Source organism: Desulfobacterium sp. N47, from assembly GCF_051233685.1.
In the GTDB taxonomy this organism is placed as follows: Bacteria; Desulfobacterota; Desulfobacteria; order Desulfobacterales; family RPRI01; genus RPRI01.
Genome location: NZ_JBAMMY010000130.1, coordinates 51,303 through 75,658, shown reverse-complemented (window position 1 = coordinate 75,658; position 24,356 = coordinate 51,303). Strand labels below are relative to the sequence as shown.

At 41.8% G+C, this 24,356-nt stretch carries 30 protein-coding genes and 1 pseudogene; 11 read left to right on the top strand and 20 right to left on the bottom strand.

Translation table 11 applies throughout. The features are described 5' to 3' along the window. From VXK47_RS08345 to VXK47_RS08305, 9 genes are all read right to left on the bottom strand, one after another. Nucleotides 1-216 (bottom strand): DNA-binding protein, encoded by a 216-nt coding sequence (locus VXK47_RS08345; protein WP_435548315.1) that lies wholly within the window; start codon nt 214-216, stop codon nt 1-3. Further along, complete coding sequence (locus VXK47_RS08340; RefSeq protein WP_435548314.1) at nt 216-1,850, bottom strand: site-specific DNA-methyltransferase; 1,635 nt, start codon at nt 1,848-1,850, stop codon at nt 216-218. The genes VXK47_RS08345 and VXK47_RS08340 overlap by 1 nt, the downstream gene beginning before the upstream one ends. Before the next feature lie 107 nt (nt 1,851-1,957). After that, nucleotides 1,958-3,772 carry a GmrSD restriction endonuclease domain-containing protein gene (locus VXK47_RS08335; protein WP_435548313.1) on the bottom strand — a complete coding sequence of 605 codons (1,815 nt, stop codon included), beginning with the start codon at nt 3,770-3,772 and terminating at the stop codon, nt 1,958-1,960. A gap of 233 nt (nt 3,773-4,005) precedes the next feature. Further along, complete coding sequence (locus VXK47_RS08330) at nt 4,006-4,710, bottom strand: hypothetical protein (RefSeq protein WP_435548312.1); 705 nt, start codon at nt 4,708-4,710, stop codon at nt 4,006-4,008. Between the two features lie 406 nt (nt 4,711-5,116). After that, the gene (locus VXK47_RS08325) at nt 5,117-5,311 is read right to left on the bottom strand and encodes a hypothetical protein (protein ID WP_435548311.1); all 195 of its coding nucleotides are present in this window, start codon (nt 5,309-5,311) and stop codon (nt 5,117-5,119) included. Between the two features lie 221 nt (nt 5,312-5,532). Further along, nucleotides 5,533-5,832 carry a type II toxin-antitoxin system RelE/ParE family toxin gene (locus tag VXK47_RS08320; protein WP_435548310.1) on the bottom strand — a complete coding sequence of 100 codons (300 nt, stop codon included), beginning with the start codon at nt 5,830-5,832 and terminating at the stop codon, nt 5,533-5,535. Then, the gene (locus tag VXK47_RS08315; RefSeq protein ID WP_435548309.1) at nt 5,829-6,053 is read right to left on the bottom strand and encodes an addiction module protein; all 225 of its coding nucleotides are present in this window, start codon (nt 6,051-6,053) and stop codon (nt 5,829-5,831) included. The genes VXK47_RS08320 and VXK47_RS08315 overlap by 4 nt, the downstream gene beginning before the upstream one ends. Nucleotides 6,054-6,247: 194 nt before the next feature. After that, on the bottom strand, nt 6,248-6,658 hold the full coding sequence (locus VXK47_RS08310; protein ID WP_435548308.1) for a PIN domain-containing protein: 411 nt from the start codon (nt 6,656-6,658) through the stop codon (nt 6,248-6,250). Beyond that, nucleotides 6,655-6,900: an AbrB/MazE/SpoVT family DNA-binding domain-containing protein gene (locus VXK47_RS08305; protein WP_435548307.1), complete on the bottom strand. Its 246-nt coding sequence runs from the start codon at nt 6,898-6,900 to the stop codon at nt 6,655-6,657. Before VXK47_RS08305 ends, VXK47_RS08310 begins: the two co-directional genes overlap by 4 nt. Nucleotides 6,901-7,277: 377 nt before the next feature. Between VXK47_RS08305 and istA the strand changes: the two genes are divergently transcribed. Both istA and istB read left to right on the top strand, forming a co-directional pair. After that, complete coding sequence (gene istA / locus VXK47_RS08300) at nt 7,278-8,819, top strand: IS21 family transposase (protein WP_435548306.1); 1,542 nt, start codon at nt 7,278-7,280, stop codon at nt 8,817-8,819. Further along, entirely contained in the window at nt 8,809-9,561 is a 753-nt protein-coding gene (gene istB / locus VXK47_RS08295) for an IS21-like element helper ATPase IstB (RefSeq protein WP_435548305.1), read from the top strand. The genes istA and istB overlap by 11 nt, the downstream gene beginning before the upstream one ends. 341 nt (nt 9,562-9,902) lie before the next feature. Here istB and VXK47_RS08290 read toward each other — a convergent pair whose 3' ends face one another. The 4 genes from VXK47_RS08290 to VXK47_RS08275 form a co-directional block, all read right to left on the bottom strand. Continuing rightward, nucleotides 9,903-10,676 (bottom strand): nucleotidyltransferase domain-containing protein, encoded by a 774-nt coding sequence (locus VXK47_RS08290; protein WP_435548304.1) that lies wholly within the window; start codon nt 10,674-10,676, stop codon nt 9,903-9,905. Nucleotides 10,677-10,770: 94 nt separating this feature from the next. Then, nucleotides 10,771-10,839, bottom strand: coding sequence for a hypothetical protein (locus VXK47_RS08285; RefSeq protein WP_435548372.1), 69 nt, complete (start codon nt 10,837-10,839; stop codon nt 10,771-10,773). Then, a complete protein-coding gene (locus VXK47_RS08280; protein WP_435548303.1) occupies nt 10,830-10,994 on the bottom strand; it encodes a type II toxin-antitoxin system HicA family toxin in 165 nt (54 codons plus the stop codon). The genes VXK47_RS08285 and VXK47_RS08280 overlap by 10 nt, the downstream gene beginning before the upstream one ends. Further along, complete coding sequence (locus VXK47_RS08275) at nt 10,987-11,208, bottom strand: type II toxin-antitoxin system HicB family antitoxin (RefSeq protein WP_435548302.1); 222 nt, start codon at nt 11,206-11,208, stop codon at nt 10,987-10,989. The genes VXK47_RS08280 and VXK47_RS08275 overlap by 8 nt, the downstream gene beginning before the upstream one ends. A gap of 297 nt (nt 11,209-11,505) precedes the next feature. Here VXK47_RS08275 and VXK47_RS08270 point away from each other — a divergent pair, with 297 nt between their 5' ends. Further along, a complete protein-coding gene (locus VXK47_RS08270) occupies nt 11,506-11,745 on the top strand; it encodes an AbrB/MazE/SpoVT family DNA-binding domain-containing protein (RefSeq protein ID WP_435548301.1) in 240 nt (79 codons plus the stop codon). After that, nucleotides 11,729-12,208: a type II toxin-antitoxin system VapC family toxin gene (locus tag VXK47_RS08265; protein WP_435548300.1), complete on the top strand. Its 480-nt coding sequence runs from the start codon at nt 11,729-11,731 to the stop codon at nt 12,206-12,208. Before VXK47_RS08270 ends, VXK47_RS08265 begins: the two co-directional genes overlap by 17 nt. Here VXK47_RS08265 and VXK47_RS08260 read toward each other — a convergent pair. Together VXK47_RS08260 and VXK47_RS08255 are read right to left on the bottom strand one after the other, a co-directional pair. Next, nucleotides 12,195-12,416 carry a type II toxin-antitoxin system HicB family antitoxin gene (locus VXK47_RS08260; protein WP_435548299.1) on the bottom strand — a complete coding sequence of 74 codons (222 nt, stop codon included), beginning with the start codon at nt 12,414-12,416 and terminating at the stop codon, nt 12,195-12,197. The genes VXK47_RS08265 and VXK47_RS08260 overlap by 14 nt on opposite strands. Before the next feature lie 251 nt (nt 12,417-12,667). Continuing rightward, a pseudogene (locus tag VXK47_RS08255) lies at nt 12,668-12,724 on the bottom strand (hypothetical protein); the annotation flags it as partial. Nucleotides 12,725-12,894: 170 nt separating this feature from the next. Here VXK47_RS08255 and VXK47_RS08250 point away from each other — a divergent pair. The 4 genes from VXK47_RS08250 (at nt 12,895) to mtaB (ending at nt 18,439) form a co-directional block, all read left to right on the top strand. After that, nucleotides 12,895-15,558 (top strand): DEAD/DEAH box helicase, encoded by a 2,664-nt coding sequence (locus VXK47_RS08250; protein ID WP_435548298.1) that lies wholly within the window; start codon nt 12,895-12,897, stop codon nt 15,556-15,558. 96 nt (nt 15,559-15,654) lie between these two features. Next, the gene (locus tag VXK47_RS08245; RefSeq protein WP_435548297.1) at nt 15,655-16,080 is read left to right on the top strand and encodes an NIL domain-containing protein; all 426 of its coding nucleotides are present in this window, start codon (nt 15,655-15,657) and stop codon (nt 16,078-16,080) included. Then, complete coding sequence (mnmA, locus tag VXK47_RS08240) at nt 16,081-17,145, top strand: MnmA/TRMU family protein (RefSeq protein WP_435548296.1); 1,065 nt, start codon at nt 16,081-16,083, stop codon at nt 17,143-17,145. Further along, nucleotides 17,138-18,439 carry a MiaB/RimO family radical SAM methylthiotransferase gene (gene mtaB, locus VXK47_RS08235; protein ID WP_435548295.1) on the top strand — a complete coding sequence of 434 codons (1,302 nt, stop codon included), beginning with the start codon at nt 17,138-17,140 and terminating at the stop codon, nt 18,437-18,439. Before mnmA ends, mtaB begins: the two co-directional genes overlap by 8 nt. Before the next feature lie 124 nt (nt 18,440-18,563). Here the strand turns inward: mtaB and VXK47_RS08230 are convergent, their stop codons facing one another. Then, nucleotides 18,564-19,175 (bottom strand): peptidylprolyl isomerase, encoded by a 612-nt coding sequence (locus VXK47_RS08230; RefSeq protein WP_435548294.1) that lies wholly within the window; start codon nt 19,173-19,175, stop codon nt 18,564-18,566. Nucleotides 19,176-19,280: 105 nt separating this feature from the next. Beyond that, on the bottom strand, nt 19,281-19,568 hold the full coding sequence (locus VXK47_RS08225) for a hypothetical protein (protein WP_435548293.1): 288 nt from the start codon (nt 19,566-19,568) through the stop codon (nt 19,281-19,283). Between the two features lie 290 nt (nt 19,569-19,858). Here VXK47_RS08225 and VXK47_RS08220 point away from each other — a divergent pair, with 290 nt between their 5' ends. From VXK47_RS08220 to VXK47_RS08210, 3 genes are all read left to right on the top strand, one after another. Next, nucleotides 19,859-20,947 (top strand): helix-turn-helix transcriptional regulator, encoded by a 1,089-nt coding sequence (locus VXK47_RS08220; RefSeq protein ID WP_435548292.1) that lies wholly within the window; start codon nt 19,859-19,861, stop codon nt 20,945-20,947. Nucleotides 20,948-21,050: 103 nt separating this feature from the next. Next, complete coding sequence (locus VXK47_RS08215) at nt 21,051-21,395, top strand: hypothetical protein (protein ID WP_435548291.1); 345 nt, start codon at nt 21,051-21,053, stop codon at nt 21,393-21,395. A gap of 368 nt (nt 21,396-21,763) precedes the next feature. Further along, complete coding sequence (locus VXK47_RS08210) at nt 21,764-22,159, top strand: response regulator (RefSeq protein ID WP_435548290.1); 396 nt, start codon at nt 21,764-21,766, stop codon at nt 22,157-22,159. 31 nt (nt 22,160-22,190) lie between these two features. Here VXK47_RS08210 and VXK47_RS08205 read toward each other — a convergent pair whose 3' ends face one another. The 3 genes from VXK47_RS08205 to VXK47_RS08195 all read right to left on the bottom strand — a co-directional run bounded on the left by VXK47_RS08205 (nt 22,191) and on the right by VXK47_RS08195 (nt 24,210). After that, nucleotides 22,191-23,063, bottom strand: coding sequence for a Rossmann-like and DUF2520 domain-containing protein (locus VXK47_RS08205; protein WP_435548289.1), 873 nt, complete (start codon nt 23,061-23,063; stop codon nt 22,191-22,193). Nucleotides 23,064-23,298: 235 nt separating this feature from the next. After that, nucleotides 23,299-23,499 (bottom strand): cold shock domain-containing protein, encoded by a 201-nt coding sequence (locus tag VXK47_RS08200; RefSeq protein ID WP_435548288.1) that lies wholly within the window; start codon nt 23,497-23,499, stop codon nt 23,299-23,301. Nucleotides 23,500-23,820: 321 nt separating this feature from the next. Next, nucleotides 23,821-24,210, bottom strand: coding sequence for a response regulator transcription factor (locus VXK47_RS08195; RefSeq protein WP_435548287.1), 390 nt, complete (start codon nt 24,208-24,210; stop codon nt 23,821-23,823). Nucleotides 24,211-24,356: the final 146 nt, after the last annotated feature.

Here is a 24,356-nt window from a genome sequence, read left to right as displayed (position 1 = left end):
TTAACAATGGTTTTGAACTACCGAGGATTCCTCGGTAGTTCCCTTGCGGGACAACTCACCTTCCTTATATATATTGCGAATATGCAGACCGATTGTATCCGTGTCCTTATCAAACAGATTTGCCATCTGATTCTGGGTGAGCCAGACCGTTTCGCGATCCAGCTTTACCTCAAGCTGCGCTTTGCCATCGTCGGTCTTGTAAAGAACGACATCCATCAGTCAGCCTCCTCATCGAATAGCTCCATCTGACCCTTGGGAGCAGGCGCTTTAGGCAGGTTTTCCACCCTTAGGCTGTAGTCGTCATGGCCCCATTCACAGCGGGTGAGAACAGCTTTGGGAATCTTTTTCACAGTCAGGTTTGGATATTGATCTGCTTTGGCGCGAAAAGCAGTACAGAGCACAAGCAGGGTGCGTTCAGGCCCCACCTCATCGGAGAGTTGCTGGAGCTGGTCGTGGTTCAGGTTTGCCGTGGTCATGTAGATGAAATCCTGCTCCGTGGAATAGCCATGCTGCCAGTAAATCGAATCGCTGGGCGCATAGGTAAACCCCTCCAACTTACACAGAGCCTCAGCCAGCATGGCGGCGTTATAGGTTTTGTTGATGACCCAGTTATCCCACTTGTCTTTTTCCAGCAACGACGGCGCGAGGCGATAATAGCGGAAGCCGCCACCACTTTTCCAGTTCACCGCCTTAGTGATACCGCCGGAATCTTCACCATCAATAACCTTCTTTAGTCGCGGAATAATATGAGTATGGCAATGCTCACCCAACTCCACCATAATCCAGCGCCGACCCATTTTGTGGGCCACCGCGCCAGTGGTGCCGGAACCGGCGAAGGAGTCGAGGACAAGGTCACCGGGGTTTGTTGCGATGTGGATGAGTCGCTCAAGAAAACCCTCCGGCTTAGGGTTATCAAATACTTGCACATGGGGAAGTAGTTGAAGCAACCCCTTTTTCGCATCATCATTCGTGCCTACTTCACTTGCTGGCCAAATAGTTTCCGGGGTGAGCCCCTTGTCTTGATTGTTGCTTAAGAATTTTTTTACACGAGGTGTATTGTCTCCATTAGCACCAAACCAAATGTTACCTGCCGCAATTTCCTGCTCTATTCGATCTTTCGTGTAGAGCCAACACCTTCCTTTCGGCGGATCTATCTCACGCCCTGATGGAAGCCTTAGTTTGTAAAACTGCGAGGGCGTTGCGTGTCCTGCCTGTGCATTGGCAGACACTGATTGCCAAGGCCCGCGAGGATCATTGTCAGGATTTTTATAACGGCCAAGAATCTCTTGATTTAAGCTAAGCGGATTTCTTGTTAGTTCGAATTTTTGTTTCTGTTTGGCATAAACCAGCACAAAATCGTGATTGAAAGAGAAGACGCGGCGGTTTTCACGTGATGTGCGCTTTTCCCAAACCATGGTTGCCACAAAATTCCCCCGTCCAAACACCTCATCACACAAAACCTTCAAATAATGCGCTTCGTTGTCATCAATTGTAATCCACATGGAACCGTCATCGGAAAGCAACCGCTGGATGATCTCTAACCTGTCGCGCATCAGGCTCAACCAAACGGAGTGTTCAATACCGTCATCGTAGTGTTCAAAAGCACTGCCTGTGTTGTATGGCGGATCGATATATACGCATTTAACCTTCCCCGCAAACTCCCACTCCAGCGCCTTCAACGCCAGCAGGTTGTCCCCAAATATCAGCCGGTTGTCGAAGATATCCTTATCTGTTACCCTGTGCTTTGCATGATAGGACTTTTCCGGGTCTTCCAGCAGAATGCGCGGCTCCAGCTTAGGCCGATTCTCTTTTCCAATCCAGGTGAGTTCCAGTTTTTGTTTCTTGTTCATATAAGTCTCTCATGCGAAGTTATGAGGCAGCGAAAATTTTCTGCAACCAACAGTTGGGTTCTATGTCTGTTCAGTCCATTCAACGCATTTTATTTGAAGTTATCTTTTCACGACGCTGTATGCTTTGTTTGATCTTCTATGCCAAACATCTTATGCTCTAACTCAGAACGTAGAGAAAGAATTTCATCATTAATTATCGCCATCACTTTTTTCCCACGATCATCTATGAAGATTTCGTAGCAGTCATCGTAATCGCCGTCGAGTAACTCAGGAGGAATTAGGTGTGCCTCAAGAGCACTTCGCAAGTCCTTATTGTCTCCTAACAATTGTTGCAAGTAATTGCTGGGTTTTCTCCCACCAATCTTTATATTTGTTATCTTTGGCACAAGAGTCCTATTGAGCACGCAGTCGATTCGGCTATATTCTATGTCCGGTAATTGGGTACGCAGAAATTTAACCGGGAATACATGATGATCATCCAAATTCTGACTGTTGAAGGAAACTCTATCGTTATTTTTCCAGTCTCGAATTCCCTTTGCGTAATAATTTATGAGATTCAGCACACCGCGGTAGATAGCGTTGTTTTTCTTTGAAACTGAGAAAAAATCCTCATAGTTTGTTATCGCATACTGAAAACAACGTAAATATTTTGGATCAAAGCCGTAATCCCTTTGCGCAACTAATCGCAGTATTTTAGCATCCGTCAAAATGATTTCTTGTGAAGAACTCGAATACCGTTGAGAGAAGATAACCGACCAGTACCAGAATTTGAGAAAATTTGATTGTAGCTGATCGATCTGCGAAAAATCATTGTGCGGAATTTCACGCAAAAAAATGACTAAAGGAATGAGGATACTATTGTAAGGAAGCCACTCTTGGGATATAAGAAAGTGATTGCCGTACAAATAGTCAAGGCACTTCCGATATAGGGTACACAGCTTATCCCAGTATTCATTGAAGTGAACATGATTTAACGTCGATAGTATGTACTGACGACTAATATCTTTGCCGTCACTTGCCACAAATGCGACCGCACGAACAATTTCATTTCGTTCAAGCTTATAACCTGAGTTTTCATCCTTAAATTCATCAACTTTGGCACGAAGATTAAAGCCTGAATACAGCTTCGCCGCTAAAATATCGATGAAATTAAGTTGAATGCCTTTGCTATTGCTACGTTCGAAGAATAACGAGAACTTTTCCTCATCTGTATCCAGCAAGTAATATGAGAGTAGTTTTTCCGCTCTAAATAAGTTCTGTAACTGGGTAGTGTATGTCAGGTATGCTTCAAATAAATCGCAAGCTTGTACGTCTTTAATACCCTGGGATTTGCAGTAATCGGTTTCAGCAAATAGAGTGGCCTTATCCTTCTCTCGAACGATTTTGCCCTTTAACATTTTATAAACATCGCTAATCCGAATGGACATTCGCTCAGCCGATTCTTTCCCGGCAACTTCAAACAGAATTTCCTCTAGCGAACGATCAGCCGGTATCTTATTTCTTGTTTTCGGCTGCAAATCATCATTTGTTCGAACAATTATCCAGACATTGTCAACCCCGTTAACTGCACGATAGAGAGAAGTGGCTCGTTGCTGTCCATCCAGTAAAAGTCGGAATTGACCAGTTTTAACACGCTGATTAATATCTGCCTTTGTAAAAGGAATTATATGTAAGTTTTTGCGGCTACCGGGACCTTTGCGAGGTCTTATATCCAACTCACGTACAGTCAATTCGAATGAAGGTATCCCGAATATAAGGGAGCCGATAAAGATGTCTCTGATTATGGAATCAAAAAGATCATAAGTTTTTGTTTCTTCCCAGACAAAATCCCGCTGGAACTCCGGCAAAACAACATCCCCGTTATCTATGCTTGCAACAAGTTGTTCTATTGATTCTGTCTTCTGGCTTGTATCTCCAGTCATCGCTAATCACCCTTTTCAGTATTTGTTTGAAATGCTGTTCTTCGACTTGTAACGAAGCGGCACTGATCGGTGGCGCGGGTTGCGGGGGACGCGAAGCGTCACATGTAACCCGTGATAACCATTCGAGCGCCTTGTTAAACGATTTTATGTACCAATATTATAACCGCCTTAACTTGAATAAGCCAGATTTCCAACAAGAATCCGGTCATACATATAGAGTATTTTCTACCAATCTACGGCATCCACCAGTTGGATGGTTGAGCTATGTTTAGTTTTTCAAATATTTGCATGCCCTGTTTCAGGCGTTGCTCATCCAACCATTGGGCAACATTTTTTGCTAGTTGACTAATCCAAGAGATCGGAAAATGGATTCTCTTTCTCGTTGAGTTATTGATGTCAATGCTGTTTGTGTATGATACCGCATTGGCGTTAACCTTACCTATATTCCTCAGTGCATCAAAGGAGGTTGCATTTTGTCCAATCATGTATTCATGAGCAAATCCACACCTAACTTGATTGTATAAAAGAAATCCGTATGAGTATTTCTTTATTGTTTTCTGTTGTGCATTATCGATTGCAATTCCTTTCAGGCTTAAGCAATCGATTAGTTCTGAATAATCTTTGTCAATCTCTTCCGTTTGATAGAATGATATATTTGAGGGAAGTAATATGCTTTTAAAATACTGATCTTCTTGGCATAACAATGGTGTGCTGATTTTTAAAGGATTTGGATTTGCAGTGCCGGCCACAACTTGTGCAAGAATTTCGACAAAACGCTTCTTGTCTATACGATCTCCTGGCCATGATAGTGCAGCCATAGCGCTTATTGATGCGCATAGAATCAATGCGCCCTCATCATAGCCACCACCGCAACATCCGCTGCCGATAGCCCGTGCTATTTTTATTTTCTCGTCCACCCATGACGTGTATGTTAACATTTATGACATTCCAATTTTAGTTTAATAATAACAATATATTAAATAGTTTCCTCTCAATACCGAAAAATTCCAAAACTGACGATATCCAAATTTAAGTTATAATGACAAATATAATTGGTGTAATTATATTATCAAACTTGTGAGCCACTTTCAAAACGTTTCAGTTTGGTCAAGGTCAAGGCGGGCGAAAATTTTAACCACAGGAATACATTGAGTATTTCGAGGATTAAAATTTGAGCCCAACGCAGAGATTGGCCAAAATGGGGCGTTTTGAAACTGGCTCTTGTTCAATATCCATTTTTACTTCTCAGAAGGTTAACTGTTCAATAACGGTGGTTTCTTTTTAGATTAGCTTCGGATTTTTTTTATCATGATTTACGTTAGAAATCTACTCGTTTCATTAAAATTACCTTAAATTCCAACGAATCTCAAATAGCTGAACGGTTTCTGTTCGCTGCTGCAACTTCCCTTCAATCATCGCAATCAACTCATCCCGCTGACGATCAACTTCATCCTGGGCATCGAAAAGAGAACGTCGTTTCTGATTACGTTGCGCTTCCAGTGCTTTAATCTGTTTCTGTCCCGCCAGCTTTTCTTCCAATGTAGGTGCGGCAGTGGCGGCTCGACGGACTTCTTTAATCTGCCGGTCCAGCTCTTTGATTTCGCAAATGAATGACGGCTGAGCAAATCTTCCTTATGGGTATTTATTGGTTGGTCTGCTCTAAACATAGTTGATTAACCTGTTGTGATTTTTATTTTAGGAATATAATACGCAGTTCCGCCGTCCTTATCGGCTGAAGCTACTTCCAAGTTTGCTTGCTGTCAAACTCTGTCTTGCCAAACTCGCGGGTTCCGCTTCGCGTGGGCCACCCTAATAACGGAGATACTTCGCTCCCCTTCGACAAAAAACACTCCATAGGGAAACCGTCGCGTCAGAGCGCGCCGAATGACAGCTTTGTGGACAACCGGAAAAAGCTGAGGATTCCTTTCGATTGACGCCATCACAGCATCCACACACAAGAGAAATTGCGCACCCAAACCATGAACTTGTTGTTCATACCACTGGTATGCCTCGGCCAGATCGACTTCTGCTTCTGGTCTGACTATCAGGGGCTTTTTCATGATCCGGACCAGTTGCGGATTCGTTCTCTAACTTCGATCCAAGGAGTCCCAGCGTCAGGATTTAGATGATATGCTTCCAGCCTGCGATCAAGTTCCAGTTTTTGATCTTCGCTGAGCAAAACGGTCTCCGGGACGGCTGCGATGCTGTCCCATATGTCTTCAACCATTTGAATCCGCTCGGCAACGCTCAGTTCAAAAATATCTGCTGTTTTAATACTCATAACTCCTCCTCCCATCATCATCATATTGATGCACTTACAATGCTTGCCTTATTTCCACCGCCAATCGCGGCACTGACCGGCACGGCAGCCGGCACAAGCCTGGTTGTGATGTAAATCTGAAAATGGGGAGCTTAAATTGTACATTTGCTTAATTGTACATTTGCTTAATTGATAAAAGTTGTTCTCTCCTGAACTCAGGGCTCTTTTCTCTGAATAGATTCAATCCTTGAGAGATGCTTCTTATCATAAGAAAAGATTTCCTTGATATTTTTTCGGCTCATTACCGCAGCTATATATCCGTCAATAAAATCAATATCGTATGACAGATAATATTCAAGAGCCCTTTCAACCAAGGGGCCGTTTATCACTTCAAGACCGGGCGTTGCCAATATGGCTTTTATCATTTTGCCGATCTCAAGGTTCTTCAGCCCATAGTATGATTCAAGGACCCAGACGACTTCCGCCATTACCATTTCAGCGCTGACGAGTTTGATCTTCCCGGCTGCTGCTTCATTCAGAAGTTTTTCCACCCGGTCTGCTTTTTCCGGATCATCGTTGGTAAGATAGCGTATAAAAAGATTTGTATCGACAAAATAGGTTTTCATTCCATTTCCTCAACCACTCTTTTACCGACTTGAGATTTGGCCATACGCCTTTCCGCGTCCGGCGAGCCTTTTTTGCTACCGCCAACACTTCCTCGAAGATCCTTTAAAGTCTTCAAAGGCACGAGAACAACGCGGTCTCCTTCCTGAGTAAAATCTACTTTATCGTTGGGTCGAATATTCAAAATATTGCGAATTTCTTTCGGAATTGTGACCTGCCCTTTACTGGTTACTGTCGATTGCATTTCTACCTCCTTGTAATAAATCCTACCAAATTATATTTGTAAGAATTATCTTTGTCAATAAGAAGTATGAAAGATATATTACTGTTTTACAAAAGAAATAGGAAATAGAGGAAATAGTGTCAACCCGTTGATTAGTGATTTAGTGCCAATATTCACAAATCAAGGTTTGATTCCAAGTGCTCCAAGTGCTCGAACGCGGCGTTGACCCGTGGCACGGAGCTTGCTGGGCCGAAGGTGTTTATGGCAATGTAAAACTATGAGTTCCGGAAATGTAAAATTATGAATCCATTTTGAGTTGTTTAACGGTCTTTCGTTCTAATATTGGTAATAGTTTATAAGCCAAGTAAATTAGGATGGAGGACAGAAAGGTGGTCAGAATGGATGAGACAAATAAAATCAGGAAATTATATTTTTCAGATGGGATAACCCGGAATGAAATTGCCAAAAAGTTCAACAGGTCATGGAATACAATAGACAATATTATCAAATTACCAAGAGAACAATTGGTTATCAGGGGAAAAAGGCCTGGCAGGAAGAAGACAGTGGCTACCGCTGATGTAATTATGGCAGTTGAAGGCATATTAAATAAACAGGATTTGTTGCATGTTAAGAAGAAACAACGATACACAGCGGCATTTATTTTCAAGGAGTTAGGCAGGCAGGGGATTTATAGCGGAACTGAACGGAGCATGCGGGCAATAGTTAAAGAAATCAGGAAGCGACGGAAGACAGATAATCAGCAAAGCTTTCTTCCGCTTTCTTTTGTGCCCGGATCGAGCATACAGATTGATCACGGTGAAGCGGATTGTGTAATAGGAGGTCATCGTGTAACAGGCTATCTTTTTGTGGGCAGTCTGCCCGGGTTGGCGATTCGATATTGTCAGATGTATCCTATAAAATCTCAGGAGGCCTGGGGTGAATTTCATGAACGTGTATTTCGGTTTTTCAATGGCGTATTTTCAACAGTTACGTATGACAACGATACGGTACTGATCAAAGAAGTTTTGGGCGATGAACACCGGCAGACGAATTTTTCATTGGGACTTGAGGAACATTATCTTTTTGACAGTATATTTTGCAACATAGGGAAAGGCAATGAAAAAGGCGCAGTTGAAAATGCTGTCGGATATTGCCGCAGAAATTATCTGGCTGGATTACCTGAGTATAAGACATGGGCGGAGTTAAACAGCGATCTTGAGAATAGATGCCGTAAATCAATAGAAAATGGCAGGCATTATCGAACCGATGTTTGTCTTAAAGAACTGTTAAATCAGGCAGCAGAAAATATGATGCCTTTGCAGCCTGAGAAACGCTGGGTCAAATGGGACATCGGCAAGGTCAATTCCTATCAGGTTGTTATTTTTGATAAGCATTGGTATTCGGTTCCGGAAAGATTTGTTGGATCTGCAGTGGATATTGCCGCCGGTGTTTTTACAATTGATATTTATCATGATAACCAATTGATAGCCTCTCATAGCAGAAAATATTTAAAAGGGGAAGACTCGCTTCATTTGGATCACTATCTGGATCAGTTATTCAGAAAACCGGGTGCGTTATGGGATTGCGCCGCTGTTTTAAAACATAGCTTTGAATCGGATCTGATCTCTTTGTGGAACCGCTTGTATTCCAGGATGGAAAAAAGACAGGCCAATCTGGAGTTTATTCAGATTTTGCTGCTTCGCCGGAAATATAGCCGGGATGATTATATAACGGCAATCAGGCTGGCTCTGGCATATGGCGCTGTGGAATATGCAGCGGTGGTGAACATATTGCATCAGTTAAAAACAGACGCAAGCCCATCTTATAATAAATCCTGGTTTGAAAAGCATCATCCCGAATTGGCTGGTAATATGTTCAATTGCGTATTCGATCTGAGCGTCTATGCCGATCTGGTTAAGGAGGTGGAAAATGTTAAATAACCTCCTTTTGGAACTCAATATGCAAGGTGCGGTTGCAGCCTATGAAAAGCTGAATCAGACGACAACAGACAAAGAGTTGTTGATGATCCAATTGCTTGAGGCTGAACTGCAACACCGCAAAGACAAGTCCATGAAAAGACGTTTGCAGCAGGCCAGATTTCCTGTTGAAAAAGAATGGGTGGAAATTGATCCGGCTCTTAACCCTAAAATTGATTTCAGACGTATAGAGAAGCTCTTTGACGGTAACTTCTTGGAAATAAAACAAAACCTCTGTTTTGCCGGACTCCAGGGAACCGGGAAAACTCATTCTCTGATCGCACTTGGCAGACAGTTGTGCCGAAAGGGAAAGACAGTCCGTTTCTATACGGCATGCGGACTGGTAAATGCGCTGGAGGAAGCAAAACACTCGCTTACTCTCGGAAAACTCATGAACACCCTGCTGATACCAAAATTGCTTATCATTGATGAGCTTGGCTTCGTTCCCTTTTCAGAAAACGGCTCCAGGCTGCTTTTCGATGTGTTTGCAAGCAGATACGAAAGAGGCTCAATTGCGGTCTCTACCAACCTGTCTTTTGAAAAATGGGTGCAAGTGTTCGGCTCGGTTGAACTCACAGCAGCCCTTGTTGATAGATTTACACACAAAGCGGAAATTATGCTTTTCGAAGGTGATTCAGTAAGATTGATGCAAACTAAAAACAAAAAATCCTGCTTAATTAATGCCATAAAGAACCCTGCTTGCTGAAAAAACAAGCAAATTCGAAATGTAAAAATGGCAGTAATTATTTTTAACTCAAAATGGTTGTTAAAAAAATAACCCGGAAATTTATGTTATGGAAACGCTTTTATTCCATAATATAAATTTCCGGGAAAAGAGATGATAATTGAACTTATCTTTAACTTAACTCAACTGTGGAAACTCATAATTATAAATTTCCGAATGTCATAAAAATAGATTGCCGAAAACAGCCGAAGGCCATGCAAGCAAGTGACATCGGTGGCCAATGTCCTGGTTGGCAGAGCCTGCGGCAGCGCCAACTAGGGCATGGCACAGATAGGAGCAAAGCAACGTTGGGCGATTTTTTTTTACCATATCTCTTCCAACGCCCAGCGAAATACCTTATCCAGCCTTTCTATATCGGGATTGCCATTATTACCATCAAAACTCTTAGTTCTAAGTCTCTCCAACTCTGCCTCAATGAACTCACTGATAATAGGTATTCTCGGTTCTCTGTATAACTCCTGGCCTTCTCTCTTACGCCTTAATAATTCGTGAATCGAAGCTTTTAACTCATCATCCGCTACCTGTCGTTGGATAAGTAGCGCAAACTCCATAGGCACAACACCATACCCCGCTTCTATCCACTTACAAGCTAATATCGGACGTAAAACATAAAAATATTTCTTAACCCAAACAATTTCACCTTTCAGATATTCCCTGAAATTACCCTCAGCCATGTGCAGATAATGGTACAGACAAGACTTTGGTGAATAATAATCCGGCATCAATTGCCTTATCTTTTCTACAATATCAGTCCGATGTTGATAGACGATAGGCGAATTGAGCCATTCCAACAAAGGAGGATTGGATTTCCGTAGGAGTTTGAGAGTTTTTCGGATGTCCCAGCCGCTTATGTCTATCAACTCACTGATTTTGCGTTCAATTATGTCTCGTTTATCATCAATAGAGAGATACCAATTGGGGGGATGGATATATACAAAACGCACATCATAATCACTGTCCGCCGAAGGAAAGCCCCAGGCTCTACTGCCGGACTCACAAGCATATAAAATGCAAACTCCTTCCTCCTGCTCAAGTTTTTGTAGTCTCGATCGAATCTCCTGTCTTATCTTGTCCATTTATCTCTAAATTACGCTTCTTTTGTTTGCAACCAACATTGCTTTTCAGCAGGTGCGGCTTTTTGCGATCCGCTGAAAAAGCCTTGTTGGGCAATTATGATTCAAACTCATTTCTTGAAATGCCGGATTGACGGATAATGGATTGTAATGTTCCTATCCGCAATTCTTCGTGGTTAGGAACCGGTGTACGGTAATCGTGGTATCAGGAAGTTGCTTCTGCATCACGATATGGCTGCCACGTTGCCGAATTTCTTCGAACCCATGCCGCGAAAGAACAGCGCAGACCTGTTTTCCGGAGAGGATACGAAGCTTACCCAATGGCAACCTCCACTTGGGTCACATATACTTCCTCATGAAAGCGTGTCCGAATTTCTGAGGGCGAGGCTGTTTCAAAAAATAGCTCAAGTGCCTCCCGAAGATTCTTACGAGCCTCTTCTATTGTATCTCCCTGGCTAGCAATATCGAATTCCGGGCAGAGAGAAACATAACTATCGCCCTCACGTTCGATAATTGCAGTAAGTTGTTTTTGCATGGTATCTAACTCTTTTACTTCTTAGAAGGTTAACTGTTCAATAACGGTGGTTTCTTTTTAGATTAGCTTCGGATTTTTTTTATCATGATTTACGTTAGAAATCTACTCGTTTCATTAAAATGGGTGTAATTAAAAGTTATAACGCAAACAGCATCGAACCGGCGAATGTTCTGCAATCCATGAAGCTCAATACCAACACTTTTAATTACACCCGGTTTCTGCATAGTTATTGACAAAGGGCGGTTTTTTACCTTACACTATAAGTAAGGAAAAATAATCCTTACCAAGAGGTGTATTATGATTATTGCCAAAGTAACATCCAAAGGACAGGTTACAATTCCCAAAGAAGTCCGTGAAAGGTTGGGAGTCCATCCGGGAGAGGATGTTGGTTTTGAGGAAAAAGATGGATTGTTAGTTGTCTGCAAAGTGGTCACGAAATCCCCTTTCGACAAATGGGTGGGGAAATTGAAGCATCTGAAGGGGCAACGAAGCGACGATATAGTTCGGGAGGCGCGCGGGCATGATAACGGCACTTGACACGAACATCATCCTTGATGTCCTGATCCCGGGAGAACCCTTCGGCGAATCATCCAAAGATCTTCTGGACCTACATTTATCCAAGGGAAAGCTTATCATATGTGAGGTGGTTTTCGCTGAACTGGCAGCCATGTTTCCTTCCGAGGAGGAGATTGCATCGTTTCTTGCCGATACAAGGACTACCCTTGTCTATTCCGATGAAAAATCGCTCTATATGGCTGGTTCGAGATGGGCGAAGTATGCGAGAAAAAGCGTAAAGAACCGTTTAACCTGCGGCAAATGCGGCCATCCTTTTGAAGTGATATGTCCCCGATGCAGAGCAGCCCTGACGAAGCGGCTTCATGTTCTGGCTGATTTTCTTATCGGTGCCCATGCCCTTGTCGAAGCCGACTGCATCCTTTCACGGGATATGGGCATATACAAAACATATTTCAGTGATCTGAAGGTCATCAATTCGGTATAAACGATCCGTTGATTTCAATTCCATCCATTAAACCCCTAAGAACATCAGCCTTCCGATCCTCCAGAATCAACTCAATAGCCTGACGCAAACTACTCTTGGTTTCGTCGATTGTCTCACCTTGTCCATTGGCACCAGATACCTCAGGGCAGATGTCCCAGAAGCCACCCTCAGGAGCGGCCTCTATTATTGCTGTAAATTCTGCTTTCATTTTAATCTCCCTGATATTTTGATCGTTGATCGAACGACCCGCATAAGCCGCGCCGCCAATGACCTTGCCGCGTAGCGCCGCCGAGAACGTTGCTTTTCAGCAGGTGCGGCTTTTTGCGATCCGCTGAAAAAGCCTTGTTGGGCAATTATGATTCAAACTCACTTCTTGAAATGCCGGATTGACGGATAATGGATTATAATGTTCCTATCCGCAATCCTTCGTGGTTAGGAACCGGTACGGTAATCGTGGTATCAGGAAAGTTGCTTCTGCATCACGATATGGCTGCCACGTTGCCGAATTTCTTCGAACCCATGCCGCGAAAGAACAGCGCAGACCTGTTTCCCGGAGAGAAATTTATGTTTTTTTAGTTGATGTTTTCATTAAGCCCAGCTAAAAAATATCCCATCTTTCGATCTGATTCCAATCATTTTCAAGATAAGCTTGTTACACAATCACTGGATATTAAGGAGCGCACAACATGTTGGATATAAAAGACATACTCTCCCATTTGTCATACAAGCAGGCATGCAAACTATTAGGGCCTGAAGGAGAAAAATTTATCAGGACCGGAGGCCAGTTCGAAATCAGCCTCGAGGATCAAGTCATTTTAAACCGGGACTTTTTTCAACTGGATATGGAAGAGGCTGTTGTCACCATCAGTCTGGATCCAATGAAAGAAAAAGAACTCAATTGTGTGTGCAGCGTATGCAACACTGCATGCAACCATAAAGGCGCAGCCCTGTCTCTTATCCTTGAAGAAAAGCTGGCGCTCGGGCTTTCTGCGCCACCGCCGGAGCGTGTTCCCATTGAGAGCCTGAGTGAGCAGGAACTGGTGGAACAGGAATTAAAAGACAGAATAGAGCGGGCCAATACCCAAAAGATGCGGATTCAGCCATTTGGAAAAAACGAGTTGTGGACCGACTATTCCGTCACAAACCTTGCTTCCGGCAAGTCCTATAGAGTTGCTTTGCGGGGATGGGAAAGGGGCGAATCATATTGCACATGTCCGGATTTTCGTAAAAACACCCTTGGAACATGCAAACATATTCTGCACGTGATAAATAATGTGCGCAAACGATTCAGGAAAAACATTCGGGAAACTCCATTTCAAATAAAAAATATTTGCGTATATCTGCGTTACGGCACGGATTTGGAACTACGACTCCTGATACCTGAAAGCCTTGACAGTAAATCCACGGAAACCGTCCGCCCGTTTATAAACCGGCCCATTAAAGATGTCCATAAATTGCTGAAACAGGTCAACATCCTTGAAAAAGAAGGACATGACGTGATTATCTACCCGGATGCAGAAGAATTCATCAGCCGGATGCTCTATTGTGAGCAGGTCAAGCTCAAAGTGGAAGGCATCCGCAAAGACCCTGCAAGGCATCCGTTGCGAAAAAGTCTTCTGAAAACGGAATTGCTCCCTTATCAGCTTGACGGCATTGCATTTGCCGTTGGACTGGGAAGAGCCGTTATTGCCGATGATATGGGTCTGGGGAAAACCATCCAGGGAGTCGGGGTAGCTGAATTGCTGGCTCAGGACGCCAATATAGCCAAGGTTCTGATCATTTGTCCCACGTCCTTAAAGTCACAGTGGCGATTGGAAATAGAGCGCTTTACCGACCGATCCTGCCGGCTTATCATAGGAAATGCTGAGGAAAGGGCAGCTCAATATGACAGCCATTCATTCTATACAGTCTGCAACTATGAACAGGTTCTCAGGGATATTCAAAACATTGAGAAAATAAAGTGGGACCTGATTATTCTTGATGAAGGCCAGAGAATCAAAAACTGGGAGACTAAGACCAGCCAGGTCGTAAAGGCGTTAAAATCCCCCTTTGCATTGGTTCTTACGGGAACACCGCTCGAAAATAGACTCGAAGAACTCTTTTCCATAGTTGAATTTATTGATGACCGGCATCTGGGGCCGGCCTTTCGGTTTTACAATACCTATCGAGTCACCGATGAAAAAGGAAAACTGCTTGGCTACAAAAATCTGGACAACCTGAGAAAAGCGCTCAAACCGGTACTTATACGGCGCACACGTGCCGAAGTCATAAAGGAACTGCCGCCCCGAACCACTGAAATAATACGGATAACCCCCACCGAAGAGCAACTGATTGTTCATAATCAAAACAAACGCATAGTGAGTCAGATCCTTTCCAAAAGATATATCTCGGAGATGGATCTTTTGCGTTTACAAAAGGCATTATTGATTTGCAGGATGGCCGCCAACAGCACATTTCTGGTGGACAAACAACCTCCGGGTTATTCCAGTAAGCTGGAAGAGATCGACATGCTTTTGGAAAATCTCAAGGCTGAAAAAGATCGCAAGATTATTTTATTTTCAGAGTGGACCACAATGCTCAACCTTATCGAGCCGGTATTGGAAAAACATAAGCTGGATTATGTGCGGCTGGATGGCTCTGTTCCTCAAAAAATGAGGCTGAGTTTGATAAACCGGTTTCAAAAAGACCCTGAGTGCAAGGTATTCATATCCACAAATGCAGGATCAACTGGGCTGAATCTTCAAGCAGCTGATACGGTTATTAATGTGGATCTGCCCTGGAATCCCGCAGTCCTGGAGCAGCGTATCGGCAGAGCGCATAGAATGGGTCAGAAAAGACCGGTCCAGGTATTTCTTATGGTAACAAAAGATACTCTGGAAGAAAGTTTGCTGGAAACCCTGTCCTCCAAGCATGCCCTTTTCCTTGCGGCGCTTGATCCGAACTCTGAGGATGCATCCATTGATCTGGCGAGCGGCATGGATGAACTTAAAAGACGACTGGAGATCCTTATAGGTAAAAAGCCTGTTGAACCTGAAGATAAAAGCATGCTTGCGCAAGTTGAAGATGAAGCACAAATGCTTGCAAAAAAACAACGAATTGAAAATGCAGGCGGACAGCTCCTTAGCGCAGCCTTTAATTTTATCGACGAGATGTTTCCAAAACAGGAAGATACGGAAGAAATCAATCAAATGACCGGGACTTTTGAAAAATATCTGGCAGGTTGTATGAACAGGGATGAGAACGGTCAATTAAAAATGACCTTCACCTTGCCTGATGAATCGGCCCTTCATTCCCTTGCAAAATCACTCGCAAAGATGGTTAATATAGGGGCTCAGAAATCATCGCATTAAACGGTTCAACATGATATGAACTGTCGCCGCTCTTGACATTACCTACAGAAACGGTAATATCAAAAAAAAATAAAATCATATACCGGAGGATTAAAAGTGTATTCGAGAATACTGATTCTCAGATTTCCTGAAACGGAAGTGCAAAAACCCTTAGTGTGCTCTCTTGTAAAAAACTATGATCTTATGTTTAATATCTTAAACGCAACCATCCTGCCTAAAAAAGAAGGAATCATGGTTCTTGAGCTTTTCGGTACAAGGAAAAACTTTAATGAGGGAGTCCAATACCTGAAAAATCAGGGAGTAAGCGTTCAAAACGCTTCCCAGGAAGTTAAGCGTGATAATGATAAATGCACTCACTGTGGTGCATGCACGGCAGTGTGCCCTACCGGTGCTCTTTCAATTCAGCGCCCGGAAATGACTGTGGTTTTTGATCAAAGCAAATGCAGTGTCTGTGAACTCTGCGTTCCGGCCTGCCCGCCTCGTGCAATGAAAATCCGACCTGTAAATAATAACTTATTTTAAATGAAAGAAAAAATTGCCATTGCCTTAAGCGGCGGAGTAGATTCGCTTGTTGCAGCTTATCTTCTTAAAAATCAAGGTTATGACGTTACAGGAATACATTTTATAACCGGTTATGAACACGGCAAAGTTCAGGATTCAGGCAAAAATAATCCTGAACTTCAGAAAATAACTCAGCTTGCAAAACAGATTGAAATTAATATTGAATTTTTTGACTGCCGCACTCAATTTAAACAAATTGTCATAAACTATTTCACACAAACTTATAAAGCCGGAAAAACTCCCAATCCCTGCATAATTTGTAACCAGTCAATAAAATTTGGAGTGGTTCTTGAGTTTGCCAAAAAGATAGGATGCACTTTTCTTGCAACAGGACACTATGCAGGAAAAATGACCGGCAGGGACGGCATGTTTCATCTTCTTAAAGGCGCAGACACAAAAAAAGACCAGTCTTATTTTCTTTCAATGCTTTCTCAGAAACAACTTTCATGCGCTATTTTTCCTTTATACGGGTTTACCAAAAAAGAAGTAATCAGGCTATCGGAAGAAAAAGGTCTGCATCCTGCTGTTCAGAAAGAAAGTCAGGATATATGCTTTATCAAAGACAATGACTACGCAGATTTTCTTATACGGGAAACCGGATTTAGCCCCAATGATGGCATAATTGTTGATATAAACGGGAAACGAATAGGAAACCACAAAGGGATTCATCAGTTTACTGTTGGTCAGAGGCGTGGAATCAACTGCCCTGCCCCGGAACCCTATTATGTGATCAGCATAGATGCCGATGCCAATAGTGTTGTGGTCGGATCAAAAAACGATCTTTTAACAAAGCATTGCAAAGCAGCAAACATAAACTGGATAGCAAAATCATACACAACTGAGCTTAAAGTCTGCACCCGCATAAGATATCGCAATAAAGAGGTTCCATCCGTTCTCTTTCCTGAACCGGGCAATTGTGCAACAATAGAATTTGAAAGCCCTCAGTCTGCAGTAACTCCCGGACAATGCGCCGTTTTTTATATAGGGGATGAAGTTATAGGCGGAGGCTTTATCGAAAATGCCTAAGTTTATTAGCACAACTCTCGGATGTAAAGTAAATCAGTGCGAATCCGAATCCATTTCAAAACATCTTGTTTTATCAGGATGGTTATCAGCAGAAGACGGAACTGGAGCTGATGTCTGCATCATCAATACATGTACCGTAACCGCAAAAGCATCAATGCAGTCAAGACAGGCCATAAGAAAGGCGATCCGATTAAATCCTGAAGCAAAAATTATTGTAACCGGCTGTTATGCCGAAACCGAGTCTGATGAATTAAAAAAGATAAACGGGGTTCATCATATAATAGGGCAAAAGGAAAAACATAAAATATTATCCCTGGCAAATAACTGTTTTTCAGATGGCAATCCAATGCCCTGTAATGATGAGTTATTTGATGAAAATGGATTTATGCGGCTTCCTGCTCTTCATTCCGAAAACAGAACAAGGGCTTTTTTAAAAATCCAGGATGGCTGCGAAGCTTTCTGCACTTATTGCATAGTTCCTTACGCACGCGGGAAAAGCCGAAGTATGCCGTTTGAAACTGTTATTGAAAGCATAAAAAATATTAAAAAAGCAGGACACAGAGAAGTTGTTTTATCAGGAATTCACATCGGAAAATACGGCCTGGATCTTTCTCCGAAAACATCCTTATTGTCATTACTTAACTTATTAGACTCTTTAGATATAATTGATCGTATCCGCATAAGCTCGATAGAACCGAATGAACTTGTTCCTGAAATTATCAGCCTTGCAGCAAAATCAGACATAATATGCCCTCATTTTCATATTCCGCTTCAAAGCGGGGATAATGAGATACTGAAAAAAATGCGAAGGCCATATACCAGTGAATTTTTCAAAGACCTTATACTTAACATAAACAATCATATGCCGGATGCTGCAATAGGAGTGGATATTCTTGCAGGGTTTCCCGGAGAAACGGATGAAGCTTTTCAAAATACATATTCTCTGATTAACGATCTGCCGGTAACTTATCTTCATGTTTTTCCATTTTCACCCCGTAAAAATACACTTGCTGCAAATATGGCCGGAAGAGTTCCGGCCGATATTGTAAAGTCAAGATGCGCAATTCTGCGTAAACTCGGAAGTTTAAAAAAAGCCGGCTTTTACAAAAAAGCCGTAGGAACCGATATCAATGTCCTGATCGAAGAGAAAAGAGAGCCGCAAAATAACCTCCTGAAGGGATTATCTCCAAATTATATACCCGTGCTTATAAACGGTGATGACTGTATGAAAAATTCGATAGCAAACGTAAAGATTCAAAGAGCATATGTCAACTATGTTGAAGGTATAATTTAATAAATACCAATGCTGGCCGGAATCAATTTATATTGTAATGAACCTGATTACAAATGACCTTCCGTAAAAAACAGGTGTGGCTGTTTCCTGCCGGGTAAAATGCGTTTAATTTTATGTTAAAACACTATTTCACAGAAATTTTTTCTATAATTACCGGATTAACAGGTACATCGCCCATAAATCCCTTGGATGAGATCTCGACACTTTCTATCTTGTCAACAACATCCATTCCTTTGATAACTTTCCCAAAAACTGTATAACCATACCCCCGTGCAGTCGGGGAGGAATAGTTCAAGAAATCATTATCCTTGGTATTAATAAAAAACTGGCTGGACGCTGAATTTGGGTCACCTGTTCTTGCCATGGCAATTGTTCCCCTGACATTTTGAAGGCCATTATTTGATTCTATCGCTATAGGAGCAAGTGTTTTCTTCTGTACCATGTCTTTTGTGAAGCCGCCGCCCTGAATCATGAAGCCTTTGATAACTCTATGAAAAACAGTACCGCTATAAAAATTACTATTAACATATTGGAGAAAGTTTTTTACTGTATTTGGAGCTTTTTCAGAAGCCAGTTCAATTTCAATATTTCCAAAATTAGTTTGAATCACTACCTGAGAAACCCCCTGCCCGGCAGCCTGGCTCAGAGTCCCAAAGACCGGAACAAAGAAGCAAGCAATTAGGTTTACCAGTACCACGGCACTCAGAATGCGTAAATTATTTTTCTTTTCTTTCAAGGTTTTGTCCTCCTGTTTTTTGGGAAAATAATGTGGGGAAAAATTCAAAGATCCGGTCAGCCGCTTTTATACCCGCGACATTTACGGATAATTATCCATCTGCTGTTAAAGATCAATATCAATCCAGGCAGGATCGTGATCACTGCCGTCTCCTTTATGTTTGGTGCGTCGATCAATTGTCGGGTTAGCAAATCGTCCGGCAAGAGCCTGGCTTACCCATATCTGATCAAAAAGACTGTATTCAGGCAGGTCCGGACCAGAAGGATTAAATCTATGTGTCCAGGCTGAGGTAAAGCTTATGATAAAACAAACTGCGTTACCATTCAAGCTTGAAATAACGAAAGTACTGCATGAATAAACCAGGCAACGCTTTGTATGCTGGCAATTCACCATACGGTTCAGAAATAAATTACTTGATGAAACTGATAAATTATATAATATTTCTTTTTGTTTGTGCTTATTTTTTTATTTTACTCACCCTAAAAAGGGTATTTTTTTTACTAATATTTGCCTTATAGCTTGGAATTGATTATAGTATATTAAACTTGCTTCCGAACTATCGTTATTCGTCCGGCCAGAGCATGGCTAAGGGAACAAAATGAAGGATTTTCGCTCTTTTCCCGCCCCGACCATTAAACTAAGTATTACTAAATCCGGAAAACATTCGTGTTACGGGAGATTGGATGAACAGGAAAATATCACATAAATCTGCTAAAGCAATAATTGAAATAAGTTCAGCCACAAAGCAGATTCAGAATTTCCACGAATTTCCACAAGTAATTGAATCAATAATATCAAAACATATACCGCTTGACTGGATTGCAATGTATAGCAATTCATCTTCAGAAAAAGAAATGATAACGCTTACCAATCCAAATCTGTCATTTGACTGGAACGAGATTTATTCACAGGTCGGACCTTACGATTATTTTGGGGCCTGCATTCAAAAATTGAATCCGGGGGAATTTCTTATCAACCAGGATGTAATTGACCCAACCATCGAGGAACAATGTTACAGCCTGGATTTTGCTAAAAAGCATACCGGAACAAATCATTTTATGGGCTTAATGGGTTTCAAAAATCGCAAGCAATTTCATGCATACGGATTTTATCGCGCCGATAAAAAAGATTCTTTTACCCAGGAGGATAAAATATTTTTCAGCTGCCTGAGTTCACTATTTGTCTCTATCTCAAATACGCTTTTCTTATATCTCCAAAACGATTTCATGCGCGCAGGCATTGAGTACCTGATGGCTGGTGAGTCCATAAAGCCCCTTGTTTTTGATAAAAGACTCAAGCCTGTTGAAATTCCTGCAGTTACCCTTAAAATACTTTCCGAAGTTTTTGATGAAACTAATTACGCAAAGCTTCCCGGAGAGTTTATTCAATGGATTAATACAACAATAGCACCCCGTGGTTATATTGAGCCGAATACCGGACCATGGTTTCTCAGACGAAACCTGCCAGGGAAAATGATATTATGCCAGGCCTATGTGATATTAACTCCGGACAAAAGACTTTATCTTTTGATTAAGATAAAATCCAAAAACAGTACGATTGACTTTTCCATGCTTAAACAATTAACAAATAGGGAGATAGAGGCTCTTGAATACTTGCCTATTGGCTATACAAACAAACAAATCGCAAAGATCATGGGCATAAAAGAAGTAAGTGTGAAAAAGCTCTTTAAGAATATAGCCCTGAAGTTAGGGGCATTCGGTAAAACAGAAACACTATATCGTGCGCTGTTGGAAAAACATCTGTTAGAATGAATCGCCGTAAATAAATATAAATACGATTAACCTGACTTTTCACGAAGATATTCTTGCTTTTGGCCAATGTTTTGTTTATTATTTTAGTCATTAAGGAGTTGATATGAAACGGCAATCCGTATCAAAAGACTATGTTCACACCGATTTAAATGAGGAATTCAGCGCCATTGGGGGCTACTATGTCCTGACGGAGGAAACCTGTCATCCTTTCTGTGACCGTGAGATTCTCTACTTATCGGGTTACTGCGTAACCTACAACTCTTGCTGCGGTTCCGGAAATTTATCCTATGCCATTGTACCCGGTTTCATCATCGACTGGAAATATAAAAAAAACTCAGACGGTTTTTTTGTGTCCAGGATTGAACCTGTCAGAGACCAGGCACTGCAAAAAAAAATCACATCCATGATTGAACAGAAAGAATCGGTCAGCCAAGTTAATTTTCTATAATAAGTCTATAATGAGTAATGATACGTAGCAAACACCGGTGCGTTTCCCGCGTTTAATTTCCGGCGTTAACCTTCAACGGACGACATGATAAAGTTAAATAAATAAACAACTTTAAAACTGGCTGTTGCAGGGCACGAATTGATTATGCATACCACCATTCCATCCTAAGATGACAAAGAAGCTGACTATTAGTTTAAGGAGGTTATTCCATGAAACACTGCACAATCGTTGTTGCCTGGGGCCTCATGTTTATGATATTTCTTTCAGTACTTGAGGCCGATGCTTTCTCCATCTGCCCGGTTCACTTGACTTAAAGCTGAGCTGGAACAATTCGCTTCGCTACAATTGGGCAATGCGTATGCAGAACCGTGATCCGCGTATTGCCGAAAATGACCAAGAGGATGCTCGAACGCCTGGGATACACCGTTTTAGCTGCCTCCATGCCGGACAAGGCGATCTCCCTGGCCAAGACTCATCCCGGAGACATCCACCTGCTTATAACAGACGTGATCATGCCAGCAATGAATGGCAGGGATCTTTTTGAATGCATTCACGACATCAGGCCCGCGATAAAATGCCTCTTTATGTCCGGCTATACAGCCGGCGTGATAGCGAATCATGGTGTTCTGGACGAGGGGGAGTTTACTTCATGCAGAAACCTTTTTCGCCAATGGATCTGGCCGGCAAAATTCGCAAGGCGCTTGAAGGGAAAAGATGAAAATAATAATCTGAGCCACTTTCAAAACGTTTCAGTTGGCATTTGATATCCAAATTGCTTTCCTGTTTTTGATATAGTTAGTCTCCAAAAAGTTCTTTTAGTCTTTTTGCTGCAGAATCAGTAAGAGTTTTTTTTGCTTTTGCTATCTCAATGGTATGAAGCCCCAGTATTTTGTAAAGAGGCAGAAGGTTTGGCGTCTTAGAACCGATTTCAGACAAATGATTTTCAATTGTTTGGATATCGCCTCTTGCAATCGGTCCGGTTAAGGCATCATCTATGCCCATTTTTTCTATATTTGAAAGAGTGCCTTGTATCAGCGGTTTTAAACCCATAAATGCTTCTTTTGCCGGCACTCCTGCCTGGCCTATCAGGTTTAAAGAAAGGTCAAGTAAAGTAACAAGGTAATTTGATGCAACTACTGCTGAAGCATGATAAAGAATTTTTGCATCTGTTTTTATGGAGATACAAACAGAACCAAGATCCTTAACAATTATACTTGCCGCATCGACTGCTTTTTTGTCGCCTTCAACAGATGTTACAATGCCGGAGAAAGGATTGATGCCATATTCGCCGGTTGATGCAAAACTCTGTAAGGGATGCATGGATCCTATGCTTGCGCCGCAGACTTTAGCTGATAAAAGCACATTGGATGTCAATGCTCCGCTGCAGTGAAGAACAATGGATTCCCGGCTAAAACCTTTATTGTTTGCTATACTGCTGCAAACTTCTTCAATTGCACCATCAGGAGTTGTAATAAATACAATGTCTGCTTTGGTTGCTTCCCATAAAACATCTGTGAAATTTGTGCTGCCGATCAATAAGGCTGTTCTTTTTGCTGATGAGAGGCTTTTGCTGGCAAAACCAGCCGGGGTATAGCCGGCTTCGGCAAGGAATTTAGCAAGAGCAGTGCCCACTCTTCCGCATCCAACTATTGAAAATGAAGGTTTCATTGATTCTTACCTTTATTATTGCTCAGTATATCTAATAAGAAGAGGGTTTGGTGCTTTATCCGTTATTGCAGTTTATATATTTATGGACACAGAATATTCAAGAAAAAAAACAGCTGTTACAGCAATTATCATAAATCGGTTCCATTTGTGTGAGGTTGCGTATGCGAACCGCAGAATGCAAAAAAGCACCCCTGCCTTATCAGCGTGAATGCTTTTTTTAACTATTATGATCTGATTACAGCTTTGTCACGTTTGCTGCGCCGGGCCCTTTGGGGCCATTTACGACATCAAAAGTAACACGGTCGCCTTCAGAAAGCGATTTAAATCCGTTTGAATTGATAGCTGAATGATGAACGAATACATCATTGCCATTTTCCTGTTCAATGAAGCCGAATCCTTTACGATCATTAAACCATTTTACAGTTCCATTTGCCATAGTGTTTTCCTCCTTTCAAAAAGTACAATCAAGGTCCCCACTTCAGGTCGCCACTTTGACAACATGGAACAAGCCTTTCGTTCGAAACCGATTTGCAAAACTGTGCAAATCTTTACTGATTTGTCGCAAAATACAACGCCAGCATGCAAATGTCAAGATAAATTATCGTAATTTCAAAAAATATTTGCAAGTAACACTATAATAATTTGAATTGTTCGTATTAACCATAAATAAAACCAAAAGAGCATAAAAACCCTAGACCGGGGCTTATCCACCCCCGGTCTGATAAGCTTTTTACTACACGGGCATTTTTAAAATCCATTAAAGATTAAGAAGCCTTTTTATGCTTTCGGTAATCTGTTCTGCCGATGCAGGTTTTGGCATATAATCATCGGCTTCCATGCTCATTCCGTCATAATGGGAATAACGTGTTGAGGTAACATGTGAAGCAACCGCAGTTAAAAGAACAATCGGAATATCGGAATACTGTTTATCCTTTTTTAATTTTGAGCATACTTCATACCCATCCATTTCAGGCATCATTACATCAAGGACAATTGCATCGGGAGGATTAGTTTTAACTTTGGCAAGACCTTCAGCTCCATCATAAGCAAGTTCAACATCAAAGCCTTCTTTTTCCAGATACTTTTTTAAAATCATGGAAAAATCGGGTTCATCATCCACCACAAGGATTCTCTTCTTACCGTTCATAGCACCTCCTTTTTAAGTTTACAGTAAATTCATCAGATTGCCGCTGAAAATGTATGTTGACTAGAAAACCGATCTTTTAGATTAATTATATTATAATTTAATAAATAATAGAAATCAATCTTTTGATACCGTCGTAAAAAGTAAGC

Excerpts from the sequence above, each read along its gene's own strand:
- VXK47_RS08260 (WP_435548299.1), bottom strand. The coding sequence starts at position 12,416 with ATGAAAGCAGAATTTACAGCAATAATAGAGGCCGCTCCTGAGGGTGGC.
- VXK47_RS08215 (WP_435548291.1), top strand. The coding sequence starts at position 21,051 with ATGAAACGGCAATCCGTATCAAAAGACTATGTTCACACCGATTTAAAT.
- VXK47_RS08265 (WP_435548300.1), top strand. The coding sequence starts at position 11,729 with ATGATAACGGCACTTGACACGAACATCATCCTTGATGTCCTGATCCCG.
- mnmA (WP_435548296.1), top strand. The coding sequence starts at position 16,081 with ATGAAAGAAAAAATTGCCATTGCCTTAAGCGGCGGAGTAGATTCGCTT.
- VXK47_RS08290 (WP_435548304.1), bottom strand. The coding sequence starts at position 10,676 with ATGGACAAGATAAGACAGGAGATTCGATCGAGACTACAAAAACTTGAG.
- istB (WP_435548305.1), top strand. The coding sequence starts at position 8,809 with ATGTTAAATAACCTCCTTTTGGAACTCAATATGCAAGGTGCGGTTGCA.
- VXK47_RS08320 (WP_435548310.1), bottom strand. The coding sequence starts at position 5,832 with ATGAAAAAGCCCCTGATAGTCAGACCAGAAGCAGAAGTCGATCTGGCC.
- VXK47_RS08225 (WP_435548293.1), bottom strand. The coding sequence starts at position 19,568 with ATGGTGAATTGCCAGCATACAAAGCGTTGCCTGGTTTATTCATGCAGT.
- VXK47_RS08220 (WP_435548292.1), top strand. The coding sequence starts at position 19,859 with ATGAACAGGAAAATATCACATAAATCTGCTAAAGCAATAATTGAAATA.
- VXK47_RS08250 (WP_435548298.1), top strand. The coding sequence starts at position 12,895 with ATGTTGGATATAAAAGACATACTCTCCCATTTGTCATACAAGCAGGCA.
- VXK47_RS08340 (WP_435548314.1), bottom strand. The coding sequence starts at position 1,850 with ATGAACAAGAAACAAAAACTGGAACTCACCTGGATTGGAAAAGAGAAT.
- istA (WP_435548306.1), top strand. The coding sequence starts at position 7,278 with ATGGATGAGACAAATAAAATCAGGAAATTATATTTTTCAGATGGGATA.
- VXK47_RS08315 (WP_435548309.1), bottom strand. The coding sequence starts at position 6,053 with ATGAGTATTAAAACAGCAGATATTTTTGAACTGAGCGTTGCCGAGCGG.
- VXK47_RS08200 (WP_435548288.1), bottom strand. The coding sequence starts at position 23,499 with ATGGCAAATGGAACTGTAAAATGGTTTAATGATCGTAAAGGATTCGGC.
- VXK47_RS08270 (WP_435548301.1), top strand. The coding sequence starts at position 11,506 with ATGATTATTGCCAAAGTAACATCCAAAGGACAGGTTACAATTCCCAAA.
- VXK47_RS08275 (WP_435548302.1), bottom strand. The coding sequence starts at position 11,208 with ATGCAAAAACAACTTACTGCAATTATCGAACGTGAGGGCGATAGTTAT.
- VXK47_RS08195 (WP_435548287.1), bottom strand. The coding sequence starts at position 24,210 with ATGAACGGTAAGAAGAGAATCCTTGTGGTGGATGATGAACCCGATTTT.
- VXK47_RS08335 (WP_435548313.1), bottom strand. The coding sequence starts at position 3,772 with ATGACTGGAGATACAAGCCAGAAGACAGAATCAATAGAACAACTTGTT.
- VXK47_RS08310 (WP_435548308.1), bottom strand. The coding sequence starts at position 6,658 with ATGAAAACCTATTTTGTCGATACAAATCTTTTTATACGCTATCTTACC.
- VXK47_RS08305 (WP_435548307.1), bottom strand. The coding sequence starts at position 6,900 with ATGCAATCGACAGTAACCAGTAAAGGGCAGGTCACAATTCCGAAAGAA.
- mtaB (WP_435548295.1), top strand. The coding sequence starts at position 17,138 with ATGCCTAAGTTTATTAGCACAACTCTCGGATGTAAAGTAAATCAGTGC.
- VXK47_RS08330 (WP_435548312.1), bottom strand. The coding sequence starts at position 4,710 with ATGTTAACATACACGTCATGGGTGGACGAGAAAATAAAAATAGCACGG.
- VXK47_RS08345 (WP_435548315.1), bottom strand. The coding sequence starts at position 216 with ATGGATGTCGTTCTTTACAAGACCGACGATGGCAAAGCGCAGCTTGAG.
- VXK47_RS08205 (WP_435548289.1), bottom strand. The coding sequence starts at position 23,063 with ATGAAACCTTCATTTTCAATAGTTGGATGCGGAAGAGTGGGCACTGCT.